This window comes from Streptomyces sp. NPDC006643 (assembly GCF_042870175.1).
In the GTDB taxonomy this organism is placed as follows: domain Bacteria; phylum Actinomycetota; class Actinomycetes; order Streptomycetales; family Streptomycetaceae; genus Streptomyces.
On record NZ_JBIAHA010000024.1, the window covers coordinates 86,623 to 108,583 of the forward strand.

Annotated in this window: 20 protein-coding genes; 10 read left to right on the plus strand and 10 right to left on the minus strand. The window is 70.0% G+C overall.

Features of this window, described 5'->3' with window-relative positions; translation table 11 throughout:
- Positions 1-49: 49 nt before the first annotated feature.
- Together ACFYNU_RS29480 and ACFYNU_RS29485 are read left to right on the plus strand one after the other, a co-directional pair.
- Positions 50-874, plus strand: a complete 825-nt coding sequence (locus ACFYNU_RS29480; protein WP_356591666.1) for a helix-turn-helix transcriptional regulator — start codon at positions 50-52, stop codon at positions 872-874.
- Positions 861-1,067, plus strand: coding sequence for a DUF397 domain-containing protein (locus tag ACFYNU_RS29485; RefSeq protein ID WP_356591668.1), 207 nt, complete (start codon positions 861-863; stop codon positions 1,065-1,067). The genes ACFYNU_RS29480 and ACFYNU_RS29485 overlap by 14 nt, the downstream gene beginning before the upstream one ends.
- Positions 1,068-1,093: 26 nt before the next feature.
- On the opposite strand, the gene ACFYNU_RS29490 is transcribed toward ACFYNU_RS29485, so the two are convergent.
- Complete coding sequence (locus ACFYNU_RS29490) at positions 1,094-1,552, minus strand: DUF5707 domain-containing protein (protein ID WP_356591669.1); 459 nt, start codon at positions 1,550-1,552, stop codon at positions 1,094-1,096.
- Between the two features lie 286 nt (positions 1,553-1,838).
- On the opposite strand from ACFYNU_RS29490, the gene ACFYNU_RS29495 reads away from it, so the two are divergent.
- Positions 1,839-2,504, plus strand: coding sequence for a hypothetical protein (locus ACFYNU_RS29495; RefSeq protein ID WP_356591670.1), 666 nt, complete (start codon positions 1,839-1,841; stop codon positions 2,502-2,504).
- 81 nt (positions 2,505-2,585) lie between these two features.
- Here ACFYNU_RS29495 and ACFYNU_RS29500 read toward each other — a convergent pair whose 3' ends face one another.
- Positions 2,586-3,299 (minus strand): TetR family transcriptional regulator, encoded by a 714-nt coding sequence (locus tag ACFYNU_RS29500; protein WP_356591671.1) that lies wholly within the window; start codon positions 3,297-3,299, stop codon positions 2,586-2,588.
- Between the two features lie 123 nt (positions 3,300-3,422).
- On the opposite strand from ACFYNU_RS29500, the gene ACFYNU_RS29505 reads away from it, so the two are divergent.
- From ACFYNU_RS29505 to ACFYNU_RS29515, 3 genes are all read left to right on the plus strand, one after another.
- The gene (locus ACFYNU_RS29505; protein ID WP_356591672.1) at positions 3,423-4,268 is read left to right on the plus strand and encodes a patatin-like phospholipase family protein; all 846 of its coding nucleotides are present in this window, start codon (positions 3,423-3,425) and stop codon (positions 4,266-4,268) included.
- 153 nt (positions 4,269-4,421) lie between these two features.
- Positions 4,422-5,969: a hypothetical protein gene (locus ACFYNU_RS29510; RefSeq protein ID WP_356591673.1), complete on the plus strand. Its 1,548-nt coding sequence runs from the start codon at positions 4,422-4,424 to the stop codon at positions 5,967-5,969.
- A complete protein-coding gene (locus tag ACFYNU_RS29515) occupies positions 5,966-8,335 on the plus strand; it encodes a glycosyltransferase (RefSeq protein WP_356591675.1) in 2,370 nt (789 codons plus the stop codon). Before ACFYNU_RS29510 ends, ACFYNU_RS29515 begins: the two co-directional genes overlap by 4 nt.
- Before the next feature lie 15 nt (positions 8,336-8,350).
- Here the strand turns inward: ACFYNU_RS29515 and ACFYNU_RS29520 are convergent, their stop codons facing one another.
- The 3 genes from ACFYNU_RS29520 to ACFYNU_RS29530 all read right to left on the minus strand — a co-directional run bounded on the left by ACFYNU_RS29520 (position 8,351) and on the right by ACFYNU_RS29530 (position 11,628).
- Positions 8,351-9,124 (minus strand): hypothetical protein, encoded by a 774-nt coding sequence (locus ACFYNU_RS29520; RefSeq protein WP_356591677.1) that lies wholly within the window; start codon positions 9,122-9,124, stop codon positions 8,351-8,353.
- Between the two features lie 144 nt (positions 9,125-9,268).
- Complete coding sequence (locus tag ACFYNU_RS29525) at positions 9,269-10,654, minus strand: polysialyltransferase family glycosyltransferase (protein ID WP_356591679.1); 1,386 nt, start codon at positions 10,652-10,654, stop codon at positions 9,269-9,271.
- Positions 10,654-11,628: a glycosyltransferase family 2 protein gene (locus ACFYNU_RS29530; protein ID WP_356591681.1), complete on the minus strand. Its 975-nt coding sequence runs from the start codon at positions 11,626-11,628 to the stop codon at positions 10,654-10,656. The genes ACFYNU_RS29525 and ACFYNU_RS29530 overlap by 1 nt, the downstream gene beginning before the upstream one ends.
- Positions 11,629-11,815: 187 nt before the next feature.
- Between ACFYNU_RS29530 and ACFYNU_RS29535 the strand changes: the two genes are divergently transcribed.
- The 4 genes from ACFYNU_RS29535 to ACFYNU_RS29550 all read left to right on the plus strand — a co-directional run bounded on the left by ACFYNU_RS29535 (position 11,816) and on the right by ACFYNU_RS29550 (position 16,766).
- Positions 11,816-13,141, plus strand: coding sequence for a DUF6716 putative glycosyltransferase (locus ACFYNU_RS29535; protein ID WP_356591683.1), 1,326 nt, complete (start codon positions 11,816-11,818; stop codon positions 13,139-13,141).
- 392 nt (positions 13,142-13,533) lie between these two features.
- Positions 13,534-14,751: an acylneuraminate cytidylyltransferase gene (locus tag ACFYNU_RS29540; protein WP_356591785.1), complete on the plus strand. Its 1,218-nt coding sequence runs from the start codon at positions 13,534-13,536 to the stop codon at positions 14,749-14,751.
- A gap of 12 nt (positions 14,752-14,763) precedes the next feature.
- On the plus strand, positions 14,764-15,693 hold the full coding sequence (locus tag ACFYNU_RS29545) for an N-acetylneuraminate synthase family protein (protein ID WP_356591685.1): 930 nt from the start codon (positions 14,764-14,766) through the stop codon (positions 15,691-15,693).
- A 5-nt stretch (positions 15,694-15,698) separates the two neighbouring features.
- Positions 15,699-16,766 carry a hypothetical protein gene (locus tag ACFYNU_RS29550; RefSeq protein ID WP_356591687.1) on the plus strand — a complete coding sequence of 356 codons (1,068 nt, stop codon included), beginning with the start codon at positions 15,699-15,701 and terminating at the stop codon, positions 16,764-16,766.
- A gap of 37 nt (positions 16,767-16,803) precedes the next feature.
- Here ACFYNU_RS29550 and ACFYNU_RS29555 read toward each other — a convergent pair whose 3' ends face one another.
- The 5 genes from ACFYNU_RS29555 to ACFYNU_RS29575 form a co-directional block, all read right to left on the minus strand.
- The gene (locus tag ACFYNU_RS29555) at positions 16,804-17,463 is read right to left on the minus strand and encodes a hypothetical protein (RefSeq protein WP_356591689.1); all 660 of its coding nucleotides are present in this window, start codon (positions 17,461-17,463) and stop codon (positions 16,804-16,806) included.
- A complete protein-coding gene (locus ACFYNU_RS29560) occupies positions 17,460-18,134 on the minus strand; it encodes a hypothetical protein (protein ID WP_356591691.1) in 675 nt (224 codons plus the stop codon). Before ACFYNU_RS29560 ends, ACFYNU_RS29555 begins: the two co-directional genes overlap by 4 nt.
- Positions 18,131-18,751: a hypothetical protein gene (locus tag ACFYNU_RS29565; protein WP_356591693.1), complete on the minus strand. Its 621-nt coding sequence runs from the start codon at positions 18,749-18,751 to the stop codon at positions 18,131-18,133. The genes ACFYNU_RS29560 and ACFYNU_RS29565 overlap by 4 nt, the downstream gene beginning before the upstream one ends.
- Before the next feature lie 82 nt (positions 18,752-18,833).
- The gene (locus ACFYNU_RS29570; protein WP_356591695.1) at positions 18,834-21,179 is read right to left on the minus strand and encodes a hypothetical protein; all 2,346 of its coding nucleotides are present in this window, start codon (positions 21,177-21,179) and stop codon (positions 18,834-18,836) included.
- A 36-nt stretch (positions 21,180-21,215) separates the two neighbouring features.
- Positions 21,216-21,632, minus strand: a complete 417-nt coding sequence (locus ACFYNU_RS29575; RefSeq protein WP_356591786.1) for a hypothetical protein — start codon at positions 21,630-21,632, stop codon at positions 21,216-21,218.
- Positions 21,633-21,961 lie beyond the last annotated feature (329 nt).

Genomic DNA, 21,961 nt, shown 5'->3' on the forward strand with positions numbered 1-21,961 from the left:
AAGGGGTTCGATCTTGACAAAGCGCACATCAAGGGCGGGAGTTGATCGCATGTCGGTGCAGCGGGTACCGCGCAGTCCTCGGGAGAAGTACGGGGAGGAACTGAAGCTGCGACGCATCGCGGCCGGGATGACGCAGGAGGCGTTGGCGCAGTTGGTGGTGTGCTCCCACACACTGATCAGCCACTTCGAGGCGGGCAGGCGGCTGCCGAGCCCGTCGGACGCGAAGCGGATCGACCAGGCGTTGGGGACGGACGGGTTCTTCGAGCGCTGGTTGGAGGACCTGGAGTCGAAGTACCCCCAACACTTCTCTGCCGCAGCCGAGTTGGAGAAGCAGGCGATCAAGATCTGTCAGTACGGGCTCTCGCTGGTGCCTGGCCTGCTTCAGACCGAGCCCTATGCGCGGGCGGTGTTTCGTTCGTACCACGCGAACTTCCGGACGGACGAGATTGACCGGCGCGTGGTCAACCGCATGGAACGGGCACACATCCTTGAGGGCACGTCAGGCCCAGTACTGTGGACGCTGCTGGACGAAGCCGTAATTCGACGCCCAGTCGGAGGTGCGCTCACCATGGCCGCGCAGCTACGCAAGATCGCAGGTATGGCCGAGGTGGGGCGTCTGCGGCTTCACGTGCTGCCGTTCGGCCTTGGGGCGCACGCCGTGATGGAGAGCCTGCTCACCTTGATGAGTTTCGAGGACGGCGCACCGATCGCGTACGTCGAGGGTCTCTACACGGGGAACCTGATGGACGATCCGGCCCTGGTGGGCAGGTGTCAGGCGGCTTACGATCTGGCCTTGGGCGATGCGCTGTCGCACCAGGAGTCAATGGGCCTGATGCGGGCCGTAGCGGAGGAATACGAACATGGTCAGCAGTGAGCGCTTCACGGTGTGGCGCAAGTCGAGCTACAGCGGCGGCGCCGGTGGGGAATGCCTCGAAGTCGCCGACGGCCACCCCGTCGTCCCCGTCCGGGACTCCAAGCTCGCCCACGGCGGCCCGGTGCTCGTTTTCCCCGCCGTCAGCTGGTCGGCCTTCATCTCGGCCGTGCAGAAGGGGAGTTACGCCCGCTGAAGGACCTCGCCTCCGCCCCCGTCCCCTCAGAAGTCGATGTTGATCGTCGTCGCTACGGGGACGAACTTCGTCTCGCCGTCCCGCGTCGTGAGCAGCGCGGAGATCGTCCAGTCGCCCGTGTACGTGCCCTCCGCCTCCTCCTCGGTCAGCCGTAGCGTGTAGGTGCACGTGGACTTCTCGTCGTCGACGCGCTCGCAGACCGCGTTCTCGGCGCTCTCCATCTCCTCGGCCGTCGGCTTGAGGTCCGACGCGTTGGGCCAGGCCAGCACCTTGAGGCTCTTGGCACCCGAGTCGTCGGCGACGTCCGCGGCGAAGGCGAACGCGCCCTCGGTGGTTTCGGACGGTGCGAGAAAGCGGGCCGAGGCGTTGTCGACGGTCGGCGCCGTGGGGGTGCTGGCGGACGCGATGCCGGCGACGGCGAGACCGCCGACGGCGGCGGCACCGGCCAGGGACGTGAGGGCTGTGCGCTTGGAGATTCTGGACATGGGGATCCTCCTCAGGACATCCGGGTCCCGGAACATGTGGTGTGGGGCCGGCGGGCTGTGACTCGTTCCGCGCCGTGTTTCAAAACTAGGTCCGGGGTGTCCGCCGAGCGTCGGGCCTGGGGATGACTGCCGTGTCTGCCCAGAGATAGAGCCGGCCGCGCGGGCAGGGTGGAGGCGAGTCCGGTTGAACCGGTCCTCTCGTCGGGACGTTGTCTCCCAAACAAGGGCAACACGGAGTTGGTGAGCCCAGCTTCCGGGGAGTCAACAAGAAGGAGAGTCGGCGGAAATGCCTTCACGCGGCAGCGGTTCCAGCAATCACAGCGACGTCAGTGACGCCAGCAGCTACGAGTCGGCGGGTGGCTATTACACCGACGCCCAGCGAGAAGGGCTGGCCGAGCTCAGGGCGCTGTTCAACAGCAACGAACGGCGTGGCTGGCGGGATCACTTTCGTGCCAACCCCATGGACGACGAAATGGAGGCGGCGCTGTCGAATGCGCAGAACACGCTGCAATCTTTCATAGCGACCGGACGTGAAGTCCAGTCCACCATGGCGTCGTACGACCGTCACCCGGATTCGCAGAGGCGGTATGACGCCTACGCAGCCGCCTCGGAAGCGCACGGTCAGGCTACCGACCAGTGGATAAGGTACGGGACCCACTTCCACCGAGAAGTGGCGGTCGGCTTGAATTTCCGGGACGCCGACGAAGCCCGTATGGCCCAGCTGCCCGCCGTAACAGCCCACGCGAACGTGGCGCAGACGCTGGGACAGCTGAATTACCCCGAGCAGCAGACGGGGGCTCAGGCGCCGCAGCAGAGTAACGGCGCCAACGGCAACAACGGCGTTCGGTCCAACGGGAATCGCGACCGCAGCAGCGGTACCCGGCACAACGGAAGCTCGCACAGCGGGAGTTCAAACAGCGGATCGAATCGGAGTTCCCGGCGCACCCATTGACGCCTGGCAGCGGCTGACGGACCCGCCCCGGCCGATCACGGCGGACCGTGCCCGCCTCTCCCCCGGGGAGGCGGGCACGGTTCATCCCCGGGTGTCCGCCTGCGCGGGCGCGCGGTGCGGGCCCAAGCCCCGGAGCGCGTCGGTGAGTTGGCCGGCCGTCAGCGCGGGGGCCGGCAGTGCCCGGTCTCCGGGGGAGGGGCGCAGGCCGGCCAGGAGAAGGGCGAGGGGGCGGCGCCAGGAGTCGGGGCCCGCCGCGGTGGTGAGGGACGGGACCGCGCGGCCGAGTGCCGCCAGGGCGAACAGGACGTCCTCGGTCGTCACGTCCGCGCGGACGGAGCCCTGCTCACGGCCGCGCCGCAGCAGTACGCGGATGGTCTCCCGGTTGTGGGCGTGGACGTCCCGCAAGGAGTCGACGCCGTCCAGAGCCGTGGTCATCAGGTCGTTCGTGCCGCGATCGGTGGCCAGCCCCGCGAAGACCTCGTCCAGATACTCCGTCAGCCCCGCCCACGCGTCGTCCGCGTCACGCGCGCGCCGGCCGGCGGCCGTCGTGTCCGCCAGGGTGTCGCGGAAAGCCGCGTCGACGAGTGCGGCCCGGGTGGGGAAGTGCCGGTAGAGCGTGGCGTTGCCGATGCCCGCGCGGCGGGCGATCACGTCCAGCGGGGCTTCCAGGCCCTGTTCGGCGAAGACCGCGTGCGCCGCCTCGACCAGCAGGTCCCGGTTGCGCCGTGCGTCGCGCCGACGCGCCGGCTCCCGTACGGGCCCCCGCCCGGCGCCGGTGTCCGCCTCCTCCGTCATCCCGCTCCTCCCGCTCGCCCCGCTCCTCCGGACCCGTACCGGGGAGCGGTCCCCACTACCGATGCTATCGTCGCCACCCTAAACGGGGAAGGCTCCCCACTTACGCTTCGACGGGGGAACGACATGAGCGACACGACCCTGGTACTCGGCGGGGGCGGCCCCGTCGGCGGCGCCTGGATGATCGGCGTCCTCGCCGGTCTGGCCGACTCCGGTGTCGACGTCACCCGTGCCACCACCCTCATCGGCACATCCGCCGGCGCGATCTTCGGCTCCCGGCTGGCGGCCGGCGAATCCCCGGGGGAGCTGTACGCACGCCAACTGGCCGGAGCCGACCGGGTGGACCTGGGCGTCACCGCCGGTCAGACCCTGCGCTTCCTGTGGGCCGCGCTCGGCTCACGCGATCCGGAGCGTTCCGTACGGCGCCTGGGCCGCGCCGCCCTGGCCGCCCGCACCGGAGCGGACCGGGCGCGGGTGCTGGAGACGGTCGGCACCCTGCTGCGCGACGCCGAGGACTGGCCGGCCGGGCGCGCGCTGCGGATCACCGCCGTCGACGCCCACGACGGGCACGTCCACGCCTTCGACGCCGACTCGGGGCTCCCGCTCCTGGAGGCGGTCGCCGCGAGCTGCGCCGTCCCCCTGGTCTGGCCCCCGGCCCACGCCGCCGGCCGCCGCTGGATCGACGGCGGGTCCCGCTCCACCACCAACCTCCAACTCGCCCACGGCCACCGGCGGATCCTGGCCGTCGCACCCATACCGGCCGCCGTCGGCCCCCACCCGCACGCCGAGGAGCAGGCCGCCCGGCTCACCGCCGAAGGCAGCGGCGTCACGCTCATCACCCCCGACCGGGCGTCCCGGCGCGCGATGGGCCGCGACATGGCCTCCGACCCGCGTCGCCCGGCCGCGGCCCGCGCCGGGCACGCCCAGGCCGTGGCTGTCGCGCACACCGTCGCCGACGCCTGGCGGGCCTGACCCCTCCCCACCTGCCCCGCCTCGCGCGACCATTTTTCAGGCTCCACTCGTTCCTCCTGTCGACGCGGTCAGTTCACCTTCCCGTCGCGCGGGTTTCCTAGCCTGTCGCCCGACCCGCAACCTGATCGCGGGCAGACAGACGCTGGGAGCACCATGACGAAGGTCCGCAACCGATGGCTCAGGCCGCGCGACGGGGACAGCCCTGCGGGGCCGCCCGACGGGGCCGGGAATGTCCCGGGTCGGGGGGACCGGATCACACCGACCGAGCTCGACGTGTGCCTGCGCGCCTGCGCGGTGCACAGCGGGAAGATGGTCGGCAGCCTCGACCGCAAGCGCGTCGAGCTGGCCGAGAAGCTGCGCCTGGTGCTCGCCGCCCACGCCAGCGGCTCCGGCGAGAGCGCCCAGGCCGCGCCCGCCGGCACCCCGCTCATCCGGGGTCTGGCCAAGAAAGTGGTCGCCGGGCCGACCGGCTCGCTCAGCGGTGAGCTGCTGGACGCCCTGCTGGCCGCCGGCAACAAGGGCCTGGAGTGCGGGTACGCCGACGAGCTGAAGCTCTCGCTGCTCATCAGCGACGCCGTGCTGACCCAGCGCAAGAACTCGCGCGCCGGCTGGCGGCTGCGCGCCCGCACGCTGGAGGCCATGGGCGACGAGCCCGCGACCATCGCCGCCTACGAGCGCTATCTCGCCCTGACCGAGGAGGACGGCTTCGGCGTCGCCCCCCGGATCGCCGGTCTGAACAGGGCCGGTGAGCAGCAGGACGAGCTGCTGGGGCTGCTGGAGCGCGGCTGCCCGCAGGCGTCGGTGTACGCGGACGGCCCGGCCACCGATCTGTGGGCCGAGGGCGTCGCCCTGCACGAGGCGGGCGACCGCGCCGGCGCCGAGGCGCGGCTGATCGGCGCGCTCCTCGCGATGCGCGGCGCCGACAGCCCGGTGACGGACCTCCAGGTGTCCATCGGCCAGTATCTCGATCTGCGCCTCGCCCACGGCGGGCCCGTCGACGAGCCCCAGCTGATCGAGGAGACCCGCCAACTCGCCGAGCTGTACGGCGAGATGCGCCGGGGCAGGCAGCGCGGCCCGGTCCCGGACCCCACCTTCGGCGACGTGCAGTGGCTCACGCTCGGCGAGTTCCGCAACCAGATCGCGGGCAAGTCCATCTGTCTGATCGCCAACTCGCAGAGCGTCGGGCGCGGTTCGCTGGGGCCGGAGATCGACGCGTACGACCTGGTGGTGCGCTTCAACTCGTACAAGATCGACGCACCGGCCACCGGACGGCGCACCGACATCCACACCTCGATCCACAAGCACGGTTTCAACTGGGACCAGAAGGTCACCACCCGGCTGATCTTCGGCGGCCTCAGCGGCGACTGGAAGAACTCGCTGCGCAACCGTCTCGTCCCCGGCGCGCAGACCTATGTGAACGACGAGTCGCTGCGCTGGCCGCTGCGCAACATCGGCCGCGTCGGCAACGACACCTGGCCCGCCATCCCGACCACCGGCTTCAACATGCTCTGGCTGCTGAACTTCCTGGACGCCAGCCCGAAGCTCGACCTGATCGGCTTCGACTTCTACGAGAGCGGCGCGTACCGCCTCAAGGACGCGATGAAGATGCCGATCACGTCCGTGCACGAGTACACCAGCGAAAAGGCGTGGGTCATGGAACGCGCCCAGAGCGTGACCGACACGAGGATCTCCCTGCGATGACCGCCACCCCCCTCGCCCCGGCTGCCGCCACCGCGCCGCTGTCCGCCAACGCCCTCACCGGCAAACGACGTCTGGCCTTCGCGTCCTTCGTCGACGAGAACTATCTGCCCGGTTTCCTGGCGCTCCTGCGCAGCCTCGCGCTCTCCAACCCCGGTGTGTGCGAGGACTTCATCGTCCTCCACGACGATCTGCGGCCCCAGTCGGTCGCCTCGATCCGCGCGCTGCACCCGCGGGTCCGGTTCCACCGCGTCGACGCCGCGCGCTACGACAGCTACGAGAAGGGCGACCAGGACAACTACCTGGTCCGCAAGGCGTACTTCATCCTCGACGTCTTCCGGCTGCGCGACTACGACACCATCATCACCCTCGACACCGACATGGTCGTCCTCGGTGACCTCACCGAACTGCTCCAGCTGCGCGAAGGCCTCGCCGCCGTACCGCAGTTCTTCTACGGGCAGCACAAGCTCAACAGCGGACTGCTCGTCATCCAGCGCGAGTATCTGAGCGACGAGTTCTGCGCGCGGATCGACGCCACCGGCCGCAGCGGCGACTACGAGCTGGACAAGCACGACCAGGGCATCCTCAACTCCGTGCTGGACGGCGACTTCGTCCAGCTCGACTCGCGCTACAACTTCGTCAAGCGGCGGCTCTCCGGCGACAAGCCCGTCCCCGACGACACCGCGATCCTGCACTTCACCGGCCGCCACAAGCCCTGGCAGGGCGGCGAGTCCGGCTACACGCAGGCCGAGGACCGCTGGCGCGAGTTCGAGCTGTCGGACACCGACTTCTACGCCGCGTACATGGCGGTGTCCGGCACCATGCACCGCGACCTGGTCGTCAAGTACGGCACCGAGCACGTCAAGCGCACCGGTGACGTCGAGGCCGCCCGCAAGGTCGCCCACGCGCACATCAACTCGGGCGGGTTCCAGGAAGCCGCCGACATCCTCACCAGCGTGCACATCCCGGTCGACGACACCTGGCCGCACGAGGTGCTGGGACACGCCCTGATGAGCGTCTCGCGCTACGACGAGGCCGAGATCCAGCTGCACCTCGCGGCGGGCTCGCCCGTCCGCGCCGCGACGTCCTTCGGGCGGCTCGCGCAGATCGCCTGGATCCACGGCGACGACGCGACGGCCCACGCGTACGCCATGCGCGGCCTGGCCGTCGACCCCACCCACCGGCCCAACCGGCTGATGCGGCTGCGTACCCAGGGCCACGAGCTGCCCGCCCCGCGCGAGGGCGCGCCCGGGGACCAACTCGCCCATGTGGCCTTCTACATGCCGCAGCAGGGCAACGCGGGCGACAAGCTGCTGCCCGAGTCCGTACGGCTCGCGGTCGGCACCAGCACCGGCCCGAACGGCGGCGCCGACATCGAGACGGGCCCGGCCCGCTGGCACTCCATCCACGCCCACCGCCTCTTCGACAAGGCCGCGCTCCGGCGGGTCAACGAGCGGCGCGGCCTGGTCATCGGCGGCGGCGGCCTGTTCATCCCGGACACCGCGCCGAACGGCAACAGCGCCTGGCAGTGGAACGTACCGGACGAGAACCTGAACGGCATCGACGTCCCGATCGTCGTGTACGCGGTCGGCTTCAACGCCTTCGACGGCCAGTCCTACCGGGCCGGGCGCTTCAACTCCTCCCTGCGCCAACTCGTCGAGCGCAGCGCCTTCTTCGCGCTCCGCAACCACGGCTCGATCCAGAAGGTCCGCGCCCTGCTGCCGGCCTCGCTGCACGACAAGGTGCGCTTCCAGCCCTGCCCGACCACGGTCACCCGCCAGCTGGTCGACGGCTGGACCGACCCGGCCCCCGGGCAGCGCGAGAACACCGTCATGATCAACGCCGCGTACGACCGGGCGGGGCTGCGCTTCGGCCACGACTACGACCACTTCCTCGCCGAGATGGCGAAGGCCGTACGGGCGCTCGGCAGGCACACCGAGGTCCAGTGCGTGGCGCACTCCCTGGACGACGAGAAGATCGCGTTCGACCTGCGGCGTGAGCACGACGTCTCGCTGCCGGTCATCCCGATGTACGACTTCGACAACGACGCGATCAGGGACACCTACGCCCGTACGAAGCTGGTCATCGGGATGCGCGGCCACGCGGGGATGATCCCGTTCGGCTGCGGCACCCCGATCATCTCGCTGATCTCGCACCCGAAGATGGCGTACTTCCTGTCGGACATCGACCGCCCCGAGTGGGGCGTCTCGGTCCACGACAAGAACCTCGGGTCGGTCCTCACGGAGCGGGCGCTGGGGCTGCTGGACGACCACGCCGCGTCGGTGGCCGACGTGCACGGCAGGCAGCAGGAGCTGTGGAAGGTGACCCAGTCGAACGCGGCGGACCTGCGGGCGATCCTGGGGAGCTGACCGACTGACGCCCCGTCAGTAGTGCACCGGCGAGGGGAACGTGGCGGTGGGGCTGAACAGCGCCGCGTACGCCTCCTCGTGGTGTCTGCGATGTCGGCCCGCCCGGTTCGCCTCGGCGGTCTGGGTGGCCGACGGCGTCAGCATCCCGTTGTCGGCCAGGGCCTGGACACGGAGCAGCAACGCCCGGATGTCCAGGCCCAGTTCGCCCGCCACCGTCTGGAGATCGAGGCCGGACTGCCAGCTCCAGAGCAGCACCGAGTCCATGCTGGCGGACCAGACGACCGGGGTGGTCTCGGCCTCCGTCGCGTGGAGCACGGGGGAGGCGGCCTCCTGGTGGTGGGCCATCTCCTGGAGCGGGGCACCGCTCTCGGTGCGGGGGTGCGGCAGATGCACCTCCGCCGGGGCGCCCCGGTGGGACTGCTGCTGGTACGCCTGCTCGGAGAAAGGTTCCTCCGACGGCTGCGCGGGTGGCGTCGCGGCGGGCGCCTGCGCCTGCGGAATCGGCTGCGTATGGGCCTGCGGATAGCGGTCCAGCAGCTCCTCGGCGACGCTGCGCGCGTCGCTCTTGCCCACCGTGCGCCGCGCGATCCGCACCTCGCGCTCCGGCAGGCCCATCAGATCCGCCACGGCACCGTCGTTGCCGACGGTGACCGCGAAGGCGGCGAGGGTACGGCTCCGCTCCGCCTGCGCCTCGTCCAGTACGGCCTGGGCCTGCCGCACCTGCTCGTCGCTGGCGCAGAAGGCCTCGGCGAGGACGCTGTTCCGATCCCAGAGTTCACGTGGTTCCACGTGGCTATCAACGCCGCCGGGGCGGTCCGGAAAGGGACAGTCCGCCGAATACCTCCAAATGGACCAAAAGTTCACTATCGCCCAATAGGATGGCAGAAGTGATAGCGGGCGCCTGCAACCAGGCGCGCCGCCGGACCGCCGTGATTATGCGCGCAACCGAAGCACTGCCCGGCGCAGCCGCCGCGCCCGGCGCACCACCCGCTGCGCCGCCGCGTTCTGCGGGATACGGACCAGCTGTGGCCCGACCGCGCCCGGCAGACCGAGCGTGGTCAGCCGTCGCCGCTTGAAGTAGCGCAGCGTGTGCGCGTCCTGCCGGCCGGCCAGGAAGGTCTCCACCGCCGGCCGCAGCCCCGGATGCATCTGAGGCTGCATCACAAAGCCGACAGCCGCGACCAGTTCGGCGGGTTGCGCCTCGGTCCGGAATGTACCGTCGTCGTCCAGCGGCGGGACGAGCGCGTTCACCAGCGTGACGGGCACCCGGTTGCTGTTCTGGTACGGCGAGAGCCGGTCGAGCAGCATCTCCGTGCCCGTACGGGCCACCGGGATGCCGAAGAACGCCGACGCCGTGAACAGCGCCGTCGAGAAACAGCCCACCACCAGGGCCGGCTTGAGCCGCCGGTACAGCACCTCGGCGAGCACCGGGCTGTCCAGCACGGTCAGTTGGGCGCCGAGCTTCGACGCCTCCTCCTCCAGCCGCCGCGACCAGCTGGCCGGGGCGGTGGGGTGCGGCTTGAACACCACGTTCTTGTGGCCGAGTCCGACCACGCCCCGCACCATCCGCAGATGCAGCTCCTCCTCCTCGCGCTCGGTGATGAGGCCGAGCGTGGAGAGGTACTGCCCGAGCAGCAGCGCGGGCGCGACCTCGGGAGTCTCGAACTCCCGCGCGGTGTGCTCAAGTTGGTCGAGCACCCGCAGGAAGTCCGCCGTCGGGACCGTCTCGGACGGCACGCCGAACTCGGTGAGCAGCAGCGGCACCAGACCCGGTACGAGATCGAGGTGCAGCAGCCGGCGGATCCGCGCGCCGACCTGGAGATCGAGCCGGTTACGGGTGGGGCCGTAGCTCATCAGCCCGTCCGCGTACACCTCGATACGGGCGGCCGTGAAGATCTCCGCCAGCGTCAGCGCCGGGCTGACCTGGATCGATTCGAGGACCAGCTCCACGGTGTCGTCGCCCAGGCCCCAGGCGAGCCGCAGATGGCGCTCCCAGATCGGCAGGTCGTCCTCGCGGGGGACCCAGCCGCCGGGGTGGAACGGCGCGATGGTCTCGTTCCACGACAGCACGGAGTCGAAGCGGTGACGCAGCGCCGTGAAGCCGGGCATCTCATGGACGGCCGGGGTCAGTTCGGGCGTACCGGCGTTGTTGCTCACGACCAGGACCGTCCGGTCGACGGCCGGGAACAGACCGGCGTCGAGCGCGGCGGCCAGGGTGGCGGCGCCGTACAGGGTGGAGGCGTAGAAGACACGCGTCGTACGGGCCGGGGACGCGGGCGCCCCGGGGGAGGCGGGCGATCCGGGCGAGAGGGTGCTCATCAGGCCGCCGCCTTCCCGGTCGCGCCCCTGCGCAGCCGGCGCAACTGGGTGGAACGGTCCAGGTCCATCGAGTTCAGCGCTTCTCTCAGTACGTCCTGCGGCAGCCGTCTCATCGCGGCGGCGCTCATCGTGCGCAATTTCCGGGCCACGGCCGGTTCGAATCGTTCCTTCGCGCCCAAGTGGTGCGAAATGATCGCCAGATAGGTGCGTACGGCCTTCAGAAGAAACCGTTCACCTTCGGGATCCGCCGCTGTTTCCTCGATCACCTGGTCGAACGCGCGAATGAAGTCCAGCTGGCGCACATCACCGATCTGCGTGAGCGACGAGGCGACACCGCGCCGGTAGAAGATCCCCAGCAGCCCCACGGCGGCGAAGGACTCCGCCTCGCGGTGCAGCCGCCAGATCCACGGCCGGTCCTCGGCGGTCCGCAGCCCGTCCGTGAAATGCAGCAGCCCCCGGTCGGCGAGCCGCCGGTGGTAGATGCCGGCCCAGGCGTACGCGTAGTCCACGGACGTCGTCTTGTCGGCCGGCAGGATCGTCTCGCGGGGCTTCAGGACCTGGTCGCGCGGGCCGACCGGGACGCGGTGCACCGTGCGGGCCTTGCCGGTGAACTGGACATGGTCGGTGCGTACGAAGTCGCAGCCCAGCCCCTCGATGGTGGCCAGCAGCCGCTCGTAGTAGCCCGGCACCACCCAGTCGTCGCCGTCGAGATAGGTGACGTACTCGCCGCGCGAGGCGTCGAGCCCGGTGTTGCGCGCGGTGGCCAGCCCGCCGTTCCTCTCGTGTCTCAGCAGGACCGCGCCGGGCAGCTCGCGCTCGGCGCGCCGCAGGAGCTCGGGGGTCCCGTCGGTCGAGCAGTCGTCGACGAGCAGGAACTCGAAATCCTCCCGCGTGTTCGCCAAGAGGCTTCGAAGGGTTTCTGGGACGTATGTCTGCACGTTGTAGAACGGCACGACGACAGAGAGCTTGACCACCCCGGTGACGGTAGGCGGCGGCCCGGCATTCGTTCCGACATCCGCGAAGATGCGAGGTGAACGAAGGATGGCGGAACGGTTAACCAGAGCCGCTCCTGGGCCATTTCGCTCGCTGTCGACCCTCTGTTAACCCTTTATTGCTGTTGTGTTGGGCCGCCAATCGGAATGCCTTTCTAACGTCCAACACGTGCCATCACGTACCAGCAAAGCGGTCCGGGTCGCCGTGCTCGCCGACTCCGACACCAGGTGGAAGTGGGGCGCGCTGACCGCGCGCCGCATCGCACCCGACGACCGCGACATCGAGCTCAGCGGATTTCTGCTGCGCGGACGAGCGACCCCCACCGCCCGTCAGCTGGAGGAGGTGGGAGCCGAGGCCGACGCGCTGCGCGAGATGACCGGGACGGAATTCCTGGACGTCCTGCGCGCGGAGTCGTACGACGTGGTCGTCCTCGCCCTCGTCGGAGGCGCCGTCCAGGCCATGCTCCACGGCATATCCGCGCTGGACCTGCCCGCCCGGCCGGCGCTCGTCACCGGCTATGTCGGAGTCGTCTACGAGAAGCTGTCCGACGGACTCCTGCTGCGCCACGGCGCGGACATCGTCCTCGCCAACTCCCGCCACGACGCCCAGCGTTTCCGCGCCGTGTACGAGGGAGTGGGCGCCTCGTCCGACTCGGTGACCGAGGCCGCGCTGCCCTTCCTCGGCGGCTCCCGCTACGCCCCCGAAGAAGGCCGGGACACCGTCGTCTTCGCGGCCCAGCCGTCCGTCCCGCTGACCCGCGCCGACCGCGTGTACCTGCTGCGACGGCTCGTCGAACACGCCAGACTGCACCCGCGCCGCGAGGTCCTGCTCAAGCTGCGCAGCCGCGTGGGCGAGCAGACCACGCACGTCGAGGAGTATCCGTACCAGCGCCTCGCCGAGAAGCTGCCCGGCGGACTGCCGCCCAACTTCCGCCTGGTGTACGGGAACATGGGCGAGGTCCTGGACGGCACCGACCTGCTGGTCACCGTCTCCTCGACCGCCGCGCTGGAATCCCTGCACCGCCGGATCCCCACCGCGATCCTCACCGACCTCGGGATCCGCGAACCGCTCGGCAACCACCACTTCATCGGCTCCGGCTGCCTCGCCTCCTGGGACCAGCTCGACGGCGGACAGCGGCCGAAGGCCGACCCCGTCTGGGCGGACCGGCAGGGCGTCGTCGCCGACGGCGGCTACGCCTCCGCGTTCGACACCGCCCGCGACCGCGTCGCGAAGCTGCTGGCCGACGGCGAACTGCCGCCCGTCACCCCGTACTACACGGCGACCACCGCGCCCGGCTATCTGCCTGGCCTCCTCGCCCGCTACCACCTCGCGCCCGACGGCCACCCGCTGACGGCGTCCAACCGCGGCGCGCAGGCCGGCACCACCGGTGTCCGCCGCGTCGTCCGCGACACGGTCCGTGCGGCGGCCCGCGGCGCCTACCGGCACGGGGTGCAGCGCGTGGCCCCCGTGATCCGCCGGATGGGCGACCTGTGACGGGGCGCCGGCCGGACGCGGCTTCGGCGAGCGGCTCCGCGAGCGGCGTGCCGGCACCGGAGAGCGATGTCCGGGCGCCCCGGGTGCCCCAGGCACCGGTGGACGCCGCGCCCGCGCCGCACGGCGCGACCCCCGCACCCAACCCCCGCCCGCGCGTACGCCGTCGGCCCCTCCCGGCCGACGTACTCGCCGGTTACGGCTGGTCCGGCTGGTCCGACGAGCGCCCCGCGAACGAGCGGGTCGCACCGAACCAGGACGACGCGGTGCACAAGCACGGCGCAGTGCACGAGCACGACGCAGTGGACCAGCACGACGCGGTGCACGAGCACGACGCAGTGGACCAGCACGACGCAGTGCACGAGCACGACGCAGTGAACCAAGGAGACCCGTCCATGACCGTCCTCGCCGTGATCCCCGCCCGCGGTGGATCCAAGGGCGTCCCCGCCAAGAACCTCGCCCAGGTCGGCGGCGTGCCGCTGGTCGTACGGGCCGTACGCGCCTGCCGCGCCGCCCGGAAGGTGACCGACGTCGTCGTCTCCACGGACGACGCGGCCATCGCCGACGCCGCCCGCGCCGCCGGGGCCGAGGTCGTACTGCGCCCCGCCGCCATCGCCGGGGACACCGCGACCAGCGAGGCAGCCGTCCTGCACGCCATGGACGCGTACGGCGCGATGCGCGGCGCCGCCCACCGCACCGAGGTGGTCCTCCTCGTGCAGTGCACCAGCCCCTTCATCACCCCCGGCGACCTCGACGGCGTCGTGTCCGCCGTCACCGAGGGCGGCGCCGACAGCGCGCTGACCGTCGCCCCCACCCACGGCTTCATCTGGCGCTCCGAGAGCGACGGCTTCGGCGTCAACCACGACAAGTCGAACCGGCCCCGCAGGCAGGACCGCCCCCAGGAGTTCCTGGAGACCGGCGCCGCCTACGCGATGCGCGCCGAGGGCTTCCGCGAGGCCGGCCACCGCTTCTTCGGCCGTACCGAACTCGTCTCCACCGACCCCGAGCGCGTCCTGGAGATCGACGACCCGCACGACCTGGAGCGCGCCCGCGCCCTCGCGCCGCTCCTGGACACCCCCGCGCTCCCCGGCCGCGCCGACATCGACGCGGTCGTCCTGGACTTCGACGGCACCCAGACGGACGACCGGGTGCTCGTCGACTCGGAGGGCCGCGAGACCGTCGCCGTACACCGCGGTGACGGCCTCGGCATCGCCGCCCTCCGACGCGCCGGCCTGGAACTGCTCATCCTCTCCACCGAGCAGAACCCGGTCGTCGCCGCACGCGCCCGCAAACTGCGCGTGCCGGTGCTCCACGGCATCGACCGCAAGGACCTCGCACTGAAGCAGTGGTGCGACGAGCACGAGGTCACACCCGACCGGGTGCTGTACGTCGGCAACGACGTCAACGACCTCCCGTGCTTCGCGCTCGCCGGCTGGCCGGTGGCCGTCGCGAGCGCACACGACGCCGTACGCGCGGCGGCGCGCGCCGTCACCACGACCCCCGGCGGCGCCGGCGCGATCCGCGAGATCGCCACCTGGCTCCTCGGACCCGGTCTGGACGTCAACACCCCCGCGACCCCCCATGGCACCACCGCCGACATCTCGACCAGTTAAGGAACCCTCACAATGAGCACCAACTCCCGCCTGCGCACCCTCGGCACCCGTACCGCGGGTCCCGGCCGCCCCGTCTACGTGACCGGCGAGATCGGCATCAACCACAACGGCGACATCGACAACGCGCTCGCCCTGATCGACGCCGCCGCCGAAGCCGGCTGCGACGCCGTCAAGTTCCAGAAGCGCACCCCGGAGATCTGCACCCCGCGCGACCAGTGGGACATCGAGCGGGACACCCCCTGGGGCCGGATGACGTACATCGACTACCGCCACCGCGTGGAGTTCGGCGAGGAGGAGTACAGCACGATCGACGCGCACTGCAAGAAGCGCGGCATCGACTGGTTCGCATCGCCGTGGGACACCGAGGCCGTCGCGTTCCTGGAGAAGTTCGACGTGCCCGCCCACAAGGTGGCCTCCGCGTCGCTCACCGACGACGAGCTGCTGCGCTCGCTGCGCGCCACCGGCCGCACGATCATCCTCTCCACGGGCATGTCGACGCCGAAGCAGATCCGCCACGCCGTCGAGGTGCTGGGCAGCGAGAACATCCTTCTCTGCCACGCCACTTCGACCTACCCGGCCAAGGCCGAGGAGCTGAACCTGCGGGTCATCAACACCCTCCAGGCCGAGTTCCCGAACGTGCCGATCGGCTACAGCGGCCACGAGACCGGTCTCCAGACCACCCTCGCCGCCGTCGCGCTCGGCGCCGCGTTCGTCGAGCGTCACATCACGCTCGACCGCGCCATGTGGGGCTCCGACCAGGCCGCCTCCGTCGAGCCGCAGGGCCTGACCCGGCTCGTCCGCGACATCCGCACCATCGAGGCCTCCCTCGGTGACGGTGTCAAGAAGGTGTACGAGTCGGAGCTCGGCCCGATGAAGAAGCTCCGCCGCGTCGCCGGTGTCGTCGCCGAGGCCGCGGACGGCGCACAGCCCGTGGCGGTCTGACAGCCATGAGCCGTCCCTCCGGGGTGCGCACCCCGTCCCCTCGCGCCATCGCATTCGTGGAGAGCCCGGTCCAACTCCTGAACGTGCTGGAGTGGGCGCGGGCGAGCGCGACCGGTGCGGAACTCACCGTGGTCGTCCTGTCGCCCACCGATCCCATGTCACGCGGCCAGCTCCGGCGGATGGCCGAACTGGCCCGTGACGCGGGCTTCACCGTGCGGTGGCAGGAGGCCCGGGGCGGCGCGAGCGCGCCGCTGCGGACGATACGGGAGCTGGCTCCGCTGCTGCGCAAGGCGGAGCGGATCGTCATCGGGGACCCGTTCTCCCGCTACGTACAGCTGCTGCTGACCCTCGTCAGCAGCAAGGAGCTGACCGTGGTGGACGACGGGACGGCGACGATGGAGTTCATCGCGCAACTCGTCCACGGCGAGCCGCTGGTGCGCTGGCACCGGCGGGGCGGCAGGCGCGGACCGCGCGAGCTGGTCCTCGCGCCGGTCTCCGCCGTCGCGCGGCGCCGGCTCACACCGTCGCGCACCCGCAGCGTCGAGGTCTTCACCTCGATGCCCGTGGAGGCGCCGGAGGGCATCACGGTCACGGCCAACACCTTCGAGTGGACCAAGGCGACCTTCGGGCCGCCGCGGATCGCGAAGGGCGCCGACATGGTCGGCACCTCGCTCGTCGAGACGGGCGTGGTCGATCTGGAGCAGTACGTGACAGCGGTCGGCTCACTGGCCCGCACCCACGGTGCGACGCGGTACTTCGCGCACCGCAGGGAGAGCGTGGAGAAACTGCACCGGCTGGCCACGGAGACGGGCCTGGAGATCGTCCGCCCCGACCTCCCGCTGGAACTGATCGCCCGGCGCGGCCCGATCGGCTCGACCGTGCTGAGCTTCCCGTCGACGGTCGTCCACACCCTGCCACTCGCGCTCGCCGGCACGGGCGTGCGGGTGGCGGTGTGGGACATCGCCCCGGAATGGCTGAAGGACAACGCCTCCCCACGCGCCCAGGGCTTCCTGTCGGGCGTCACGGGCACGGCGAAGGACGTCCACCGCCTGCCGAGCGTGGCGTCGGCCTGAGCCAACAAGCGGGCGGCCCCCGGGCCGCCCGTCACGCCTACACCGCCGGGACCAGGGAGGGCTCGGGCTCCAGCCCGCCACCGTTGTCGCACTTCAGCTCCTTGGCCAGGGCCAGGGCGAAGGAGTGGGCGAGGGTGGCGTAGGCGTTCTTGAAGGCACGTTCGTCACCGTCGGGCCCGGTGCGCATGGTGGCCTCGGCCGAGGCGCTGATGTAGTCGGGCGAGGAGTTCGGCTGGTCCTTGTCTCCGCAGGCGAAGGTGACGTAAGCCGCGTCGTGGGAGGCACCGGCGTCCAGGCCCATGGGAAGAGCGGTGAACCTCTCGGCGGAGGGCCCCCTCGGAGGGGTGCTCATCAACTCCCACCGTATGCGCACCTCTTTGGCGGAATCCTCGGGGTAGATCCGGCAGACGTCTCCGAGTTCGTAGTTGCGGTACGTGGCCTTCTCGGCCAGCTCCTCGGCCGCGTCGGCGACGGTGGAGTCCTCTCCGGATGCCGCGAACCGGTTCTCACCGGTGATCACTTGGAGTGCTTTCGCCGCGGCTTTGTTCACGGCTCCGCCGCCGCAGAGTTTGTCGGCCGTCACGGACGCGTCGGCCGGTTTCCCGTCGGTGTCGTCGCTGCACCCTGCGGCCAGAAACACCAGGGAGCCGGCCACTGCCGCGCACAGGGGCCTGCGCGTCCTTGTGCGGGTGGTCACGGCGCCGGGATGAGAGAGGGTTTGGGCTTCAGTCCGGCGTTGTCGTCGCAGTCCAGTTCCTTGGCCATGGCCAGGGCGAAGGAGTGGGTGAGAGTGGCGTAGGCGTTCTTCAGCGGCCGCACATCTCCCTCTGCCTCCGTGGGCAGTGCCCGTGACTGCGCCCAGAGGCTGACATGGTCGGGCGATGCGAGAGGCCTGTCCTTCGGCGAGCAAGGGAACGTGACGAACGCTGAGTCGTGAGCCGCACCGGCTTTCTCGCCCATGGGAAGCCTGGTGAATTTCCGGGCGGTGTCTTCCTTCGGAGGGGTGCTGCTCACTCTCCAGACGATGCGAATCTCATCGGCCGGGCCATCGGATTCGGGACGCGGAAAAATGCTACAGACATCCCCGGTTCCGGAGCCCATGGGTGCGGCCACTCCGGTCAACTCCCCGGCTGCGGCGGCGACGGCGGATTTTCCGCCGGTGGGAGCGAACAAGGTCGCACCGGTGATGACTTCGAGTGCTCCGACCGCGGCTTTGTTCACGGCTCCGCCGCCGCAGAGTTTGTCGGCCGTCACGGACGCGTCGGCCGGCTTCCCGTCGGTGTCGTCGCTGCACCCTGCGGCCAGAAACACCAGGGATCCGGCCACTGCCGCGCACAGGAGCCTGTGCGTCCTCGTGCGGGTGGTCACGGCGCCGGGATGAGAGAGGGTTTGGGCTTCAGTCCGGCGCTGTCGTCGCAGTCGAGTTCCTTGGCCATGGCCAGGGCGAAGGAGTGGGCGACGGTTGCGTAGGCGTTCTTCAACGGGCGCATATCACCCTCGGGCTCGGTGGGCCTGCCGGTGGCTTCGACCCAGGCGCTGACGTAGTCGGGCGAAGAGCCGCCCTGGTCCTTGTGTCCGCAGGCGAAGGTGACGTAAGCCTTGTCGTGAGCGGCACCGGCTTCCTCCCCCATGGGGAGAACGGTGAATTGCGGGTGGGGAGGTCCCTTCCGAATGATGTTGTCCAACTCCCACCGCACACGAAGCTCGTTGACAGGGGCATCGGGGTAGATGCGACAGATGTCTTCGCGTTCGTAGGAGGAGGTCATGGCCTCGCGGGACAACTCCTCGGCCGCGTCGGCGACGGTGGAGTCCTCTCCGGATGCCGCGAACCGGGTCTCACCGGTGATCACTTGGAGCGCTTTCGCCGCGGCTTTGGTCACGGCTCCGCCGCCGCAGAGTTTGTCGGCCGTCACGGACGCGTCGGCCGATTTCCCGTCGGTGTCGTCGCTGCACCCTGCGGCCAGAAACACCAGGGAGCCGGCCACTGCCGCGCACAGGAGCCTGCGCGTCCTCGTGCGGGTGGTCACCATCGGGTTCCTTCTGTGTCGATTCGGTCGAGGGAGAGGCTCAGGACGTTTCGGGGTCGTGGCCCTGCTGGTTCTCACGGGCGTTGCCTTGGTCGTAGCCAAGTCCCCTTGATTCTGTGAGGTCCTGCTCGAAGGTTTTGTCGACGGCGTGCCCATTCCGCTTCAGGAACTCCTCCATCGGAGCCTCGGACAGGCTTTCACCCGCTGAGTAGATCCCGGTCTTCTCCTCCCGGATGCTCTCCTCGACATCTTCCTTGTTCTCGTCCACCGAGTCCTCGGAGACGCCGCCGACGAACTGACTGAAGACGCCTTCGACCACGGTGCCGCCGGCGTCCGTCGCAAGCGGGATGAGAACCGCTGCCGCGCCGACGGCCGGGGCGACGGGCAAGAAGGCGACAGACGCCGCCACTCCGACGCCGGCCCCCATCTCGATCCAGCCCTGGCGTTTGGCGACCGCTTTCTCGTAGTCCTCGTGGGTCTTGAGGCCGTCGGCTTCGACCTGGTCGGCCCGTGACTGGTCGAGCATGCCCTGCACCTCGGCGCCGACGAAGACCGCCGACCTGGCCCCTCCCTCGTCGATCTTGCCGTCCGGGCCGACCTGTCCCTCCAGGACGCTGCGTGTGTAGGCCTGCTCTGCCGTCGAGAGCGTGGCGTACGCGTCGGGATGCTGGCCCAGGGCGCTGAGGAAGCCGCGGGCGACGCTCCTTGCGTGGTTGCCTTCGTTGTCCGCGTAGTCGAGGCGACCCTCTGAGTCTCCGCCCGATGCGAAGACACTGCCCGGATCGTTCTTGTGCAGCGCCCAGTTGATGTCGTTGATGTACCCCGCGCCCATGGTGCCGAGGCTGTCTGCCAGCGCCTCCTGGTGGTCGAGCAGGCCCACGTCCAATCCGTACTTTTCCATGACCGCCCGCATGATCGCCGCGTTGTCCGCGTCCCGGACGACGTCGCCAACGGGGTGGCCCGCCGGGTAGCCGAGGGTCGCGGCCTCCAGCGCCCTGCCCAGGGCGTCGGGCATGTGATTGCGTGCCTTGGAGTCGTCACCCGCATTGTGCTCGTTGGTGTCGGGGAAGCCTTCCCACTTCTCGTTGCCGAAGAAGTCGAGGTAGTTGTCGATCGCGGTGCCGTCGGTCTTCCCGAGGTCGGCCGTCGCGCCGGCCTTGACCGTGCCGTCCTCGTTGTACGCGGTCGGCGGGTCGGTGAAGAACTGCTTTGCCGCGTCCGGGCTGTTGCCGAGGGCCTCCAGCATGGCGGTCATCGGGTCGTATCCCGCGCCGCTCACGCCCGAGGGGTTGTACGGGTTCGTGAACGCGCCCGCGCCCCTGGAGCTGAACTGGGTCGGGTCCTTCTGGTGGAGCTGTGCCACGTGTTCGGCCATCGGGTTGAGGAACTTCGGGTCGTAGTTCCCGCTGCGCATGATGCCGCCGAGGAGTTGGTACCCGAAGGCCCCGTTGTAATCGCCCTTGTACAACGGGATGCGTTCCGTGCCCAGTTTGCGCAGCTCCGGGCCCCACTCGGCGGTGAACTTCGAGTCGTGGGAGGCGTTGGCCAGGTTGAGCCCCAGGTTCTTCTGGAGTTCCTGTACGTCCTTCAGCCGCTGCTTGTCGACATCGCCGCCGAACTTGGACGTGTCGGTGGCGAGCGCGCCGAAGAACGCGAGGGACTTCTCCGGGCCGAGCTTCTCGTAGAAGTTCTTCGAGAACTCCACGGACTTGCTGTTGTCCGCCAGCAGTTCGTTGAGCGCCTGGAGTTCGGTGTGGGTGAGGTCACGGCCCTTGCCGGCCAGGGTGGCGGCTCGTGCGGCCTCCTCCTGGTCCAGTGTCGTGTACTTCGGCCCGCTGAAGTCCTTGCGGTCGGTGACATTGGCCTCAAGGGCGTTCTTGAACGCCACATCAGTGTCGTCGCAGTTGTCGACGATGCGGTCGATCTTCGCCTGCCAGGCGGCGATGTTCTGCTTCTCCCGCTGGAGGGTCTCCTGGTAGCCCGGGTCATGGGCGCGCTGGTACGGCGTGAGCTCCTGGATCGAGTTCCGGGCAGTGACCCTGCCCTTGGCGTCCACGTGGATGCCGGCCGCCGGCCCTTCGTGGTCGCGGATGCTCAGCAGGTCGTCCCTGGCCTTCTTGATGGCCGCGTAACCGTCGTCAAGGATCTGCATCACGCCCCTGGCCTCGGCCGCCGCGTCCTTGAATTCCTTGGCCGTCTTGGCGATGAACTCTTTGGTGACGCCCGCGTTCACGCCCTCCCACGCGGCCTTTTCCGCCCTGGCCCTCATGCCGTCCCAGGCGTCCGGCACCAGCCGGTCCAGTCTGGCCGTCATCTTCGTCCAACTATCGGCGGCGGCCTTCAGCTTCGCCACCGGGGCGTTGATGATGTCCTCGTACGTCAGCATGCCGAACGTCCCCCGTCGTCCCCCGCGTGTGGTGCGCTACTTCATGTAGTCCGTCAGTGCCGAGATCGGGGCGATGTCACCCTCGATCTTCACGTCGTCCTTGGCATGCTGCGCCTTGGTGTAGTCCAGATGGTTCGAGATCCGCGCGCAGGCGTCCAGCAGCGTCTTGACATGGGTCTGCCACCGGTCGTTCACCTTGAGCAGCGCGGAACCACTGGCGAACTGCCCGTTGGTCAGTGCGATCGCCGCGTCGTGGGTGGCGGGACGCGCGTGGTCGCCGTCCCTGGAGAGCCCGACCCGCAGGGTGTACGCGTCGTTGCCGATACGGCCGAGATCGTCCCGGTTGACGACAAGATTTCCGCCCCCGCCCTCGGCCGGCAGGCCGTTGAGCCGCATCGAGTGACGCTGGGCCGCCGCGTCACGGAGCTGGGCCCATTCCTCGTCGAACGCCATGAGATCCCCCGTTCCTGTGTCGGCCGACTCCTCGACTGGGCCGACCACGCGCCCACACAGTGTATCGACCCGGTTACCGACAAGTGCCCCGGGGTGGGCGGCAGTTGGCCCCGTCGCCCGGTCCGGGGCCGTGTGTGGCGGGGACCGGCCGCAAGTGGACGGTGGGGGGTGTGGGGTGGGTGAGGGGTGTCCGGATTCTGGATGGAATCGACACTCTCCGTCTCCATCTCGTGACGGATGGGCGAGTCTACCCGGCGCGGCGTCGCGTCACTCGTCTACCGGCCCACTTTCTTACGCCTTTGGGCCTAAGTTTGTTGATCGTCGGGCAG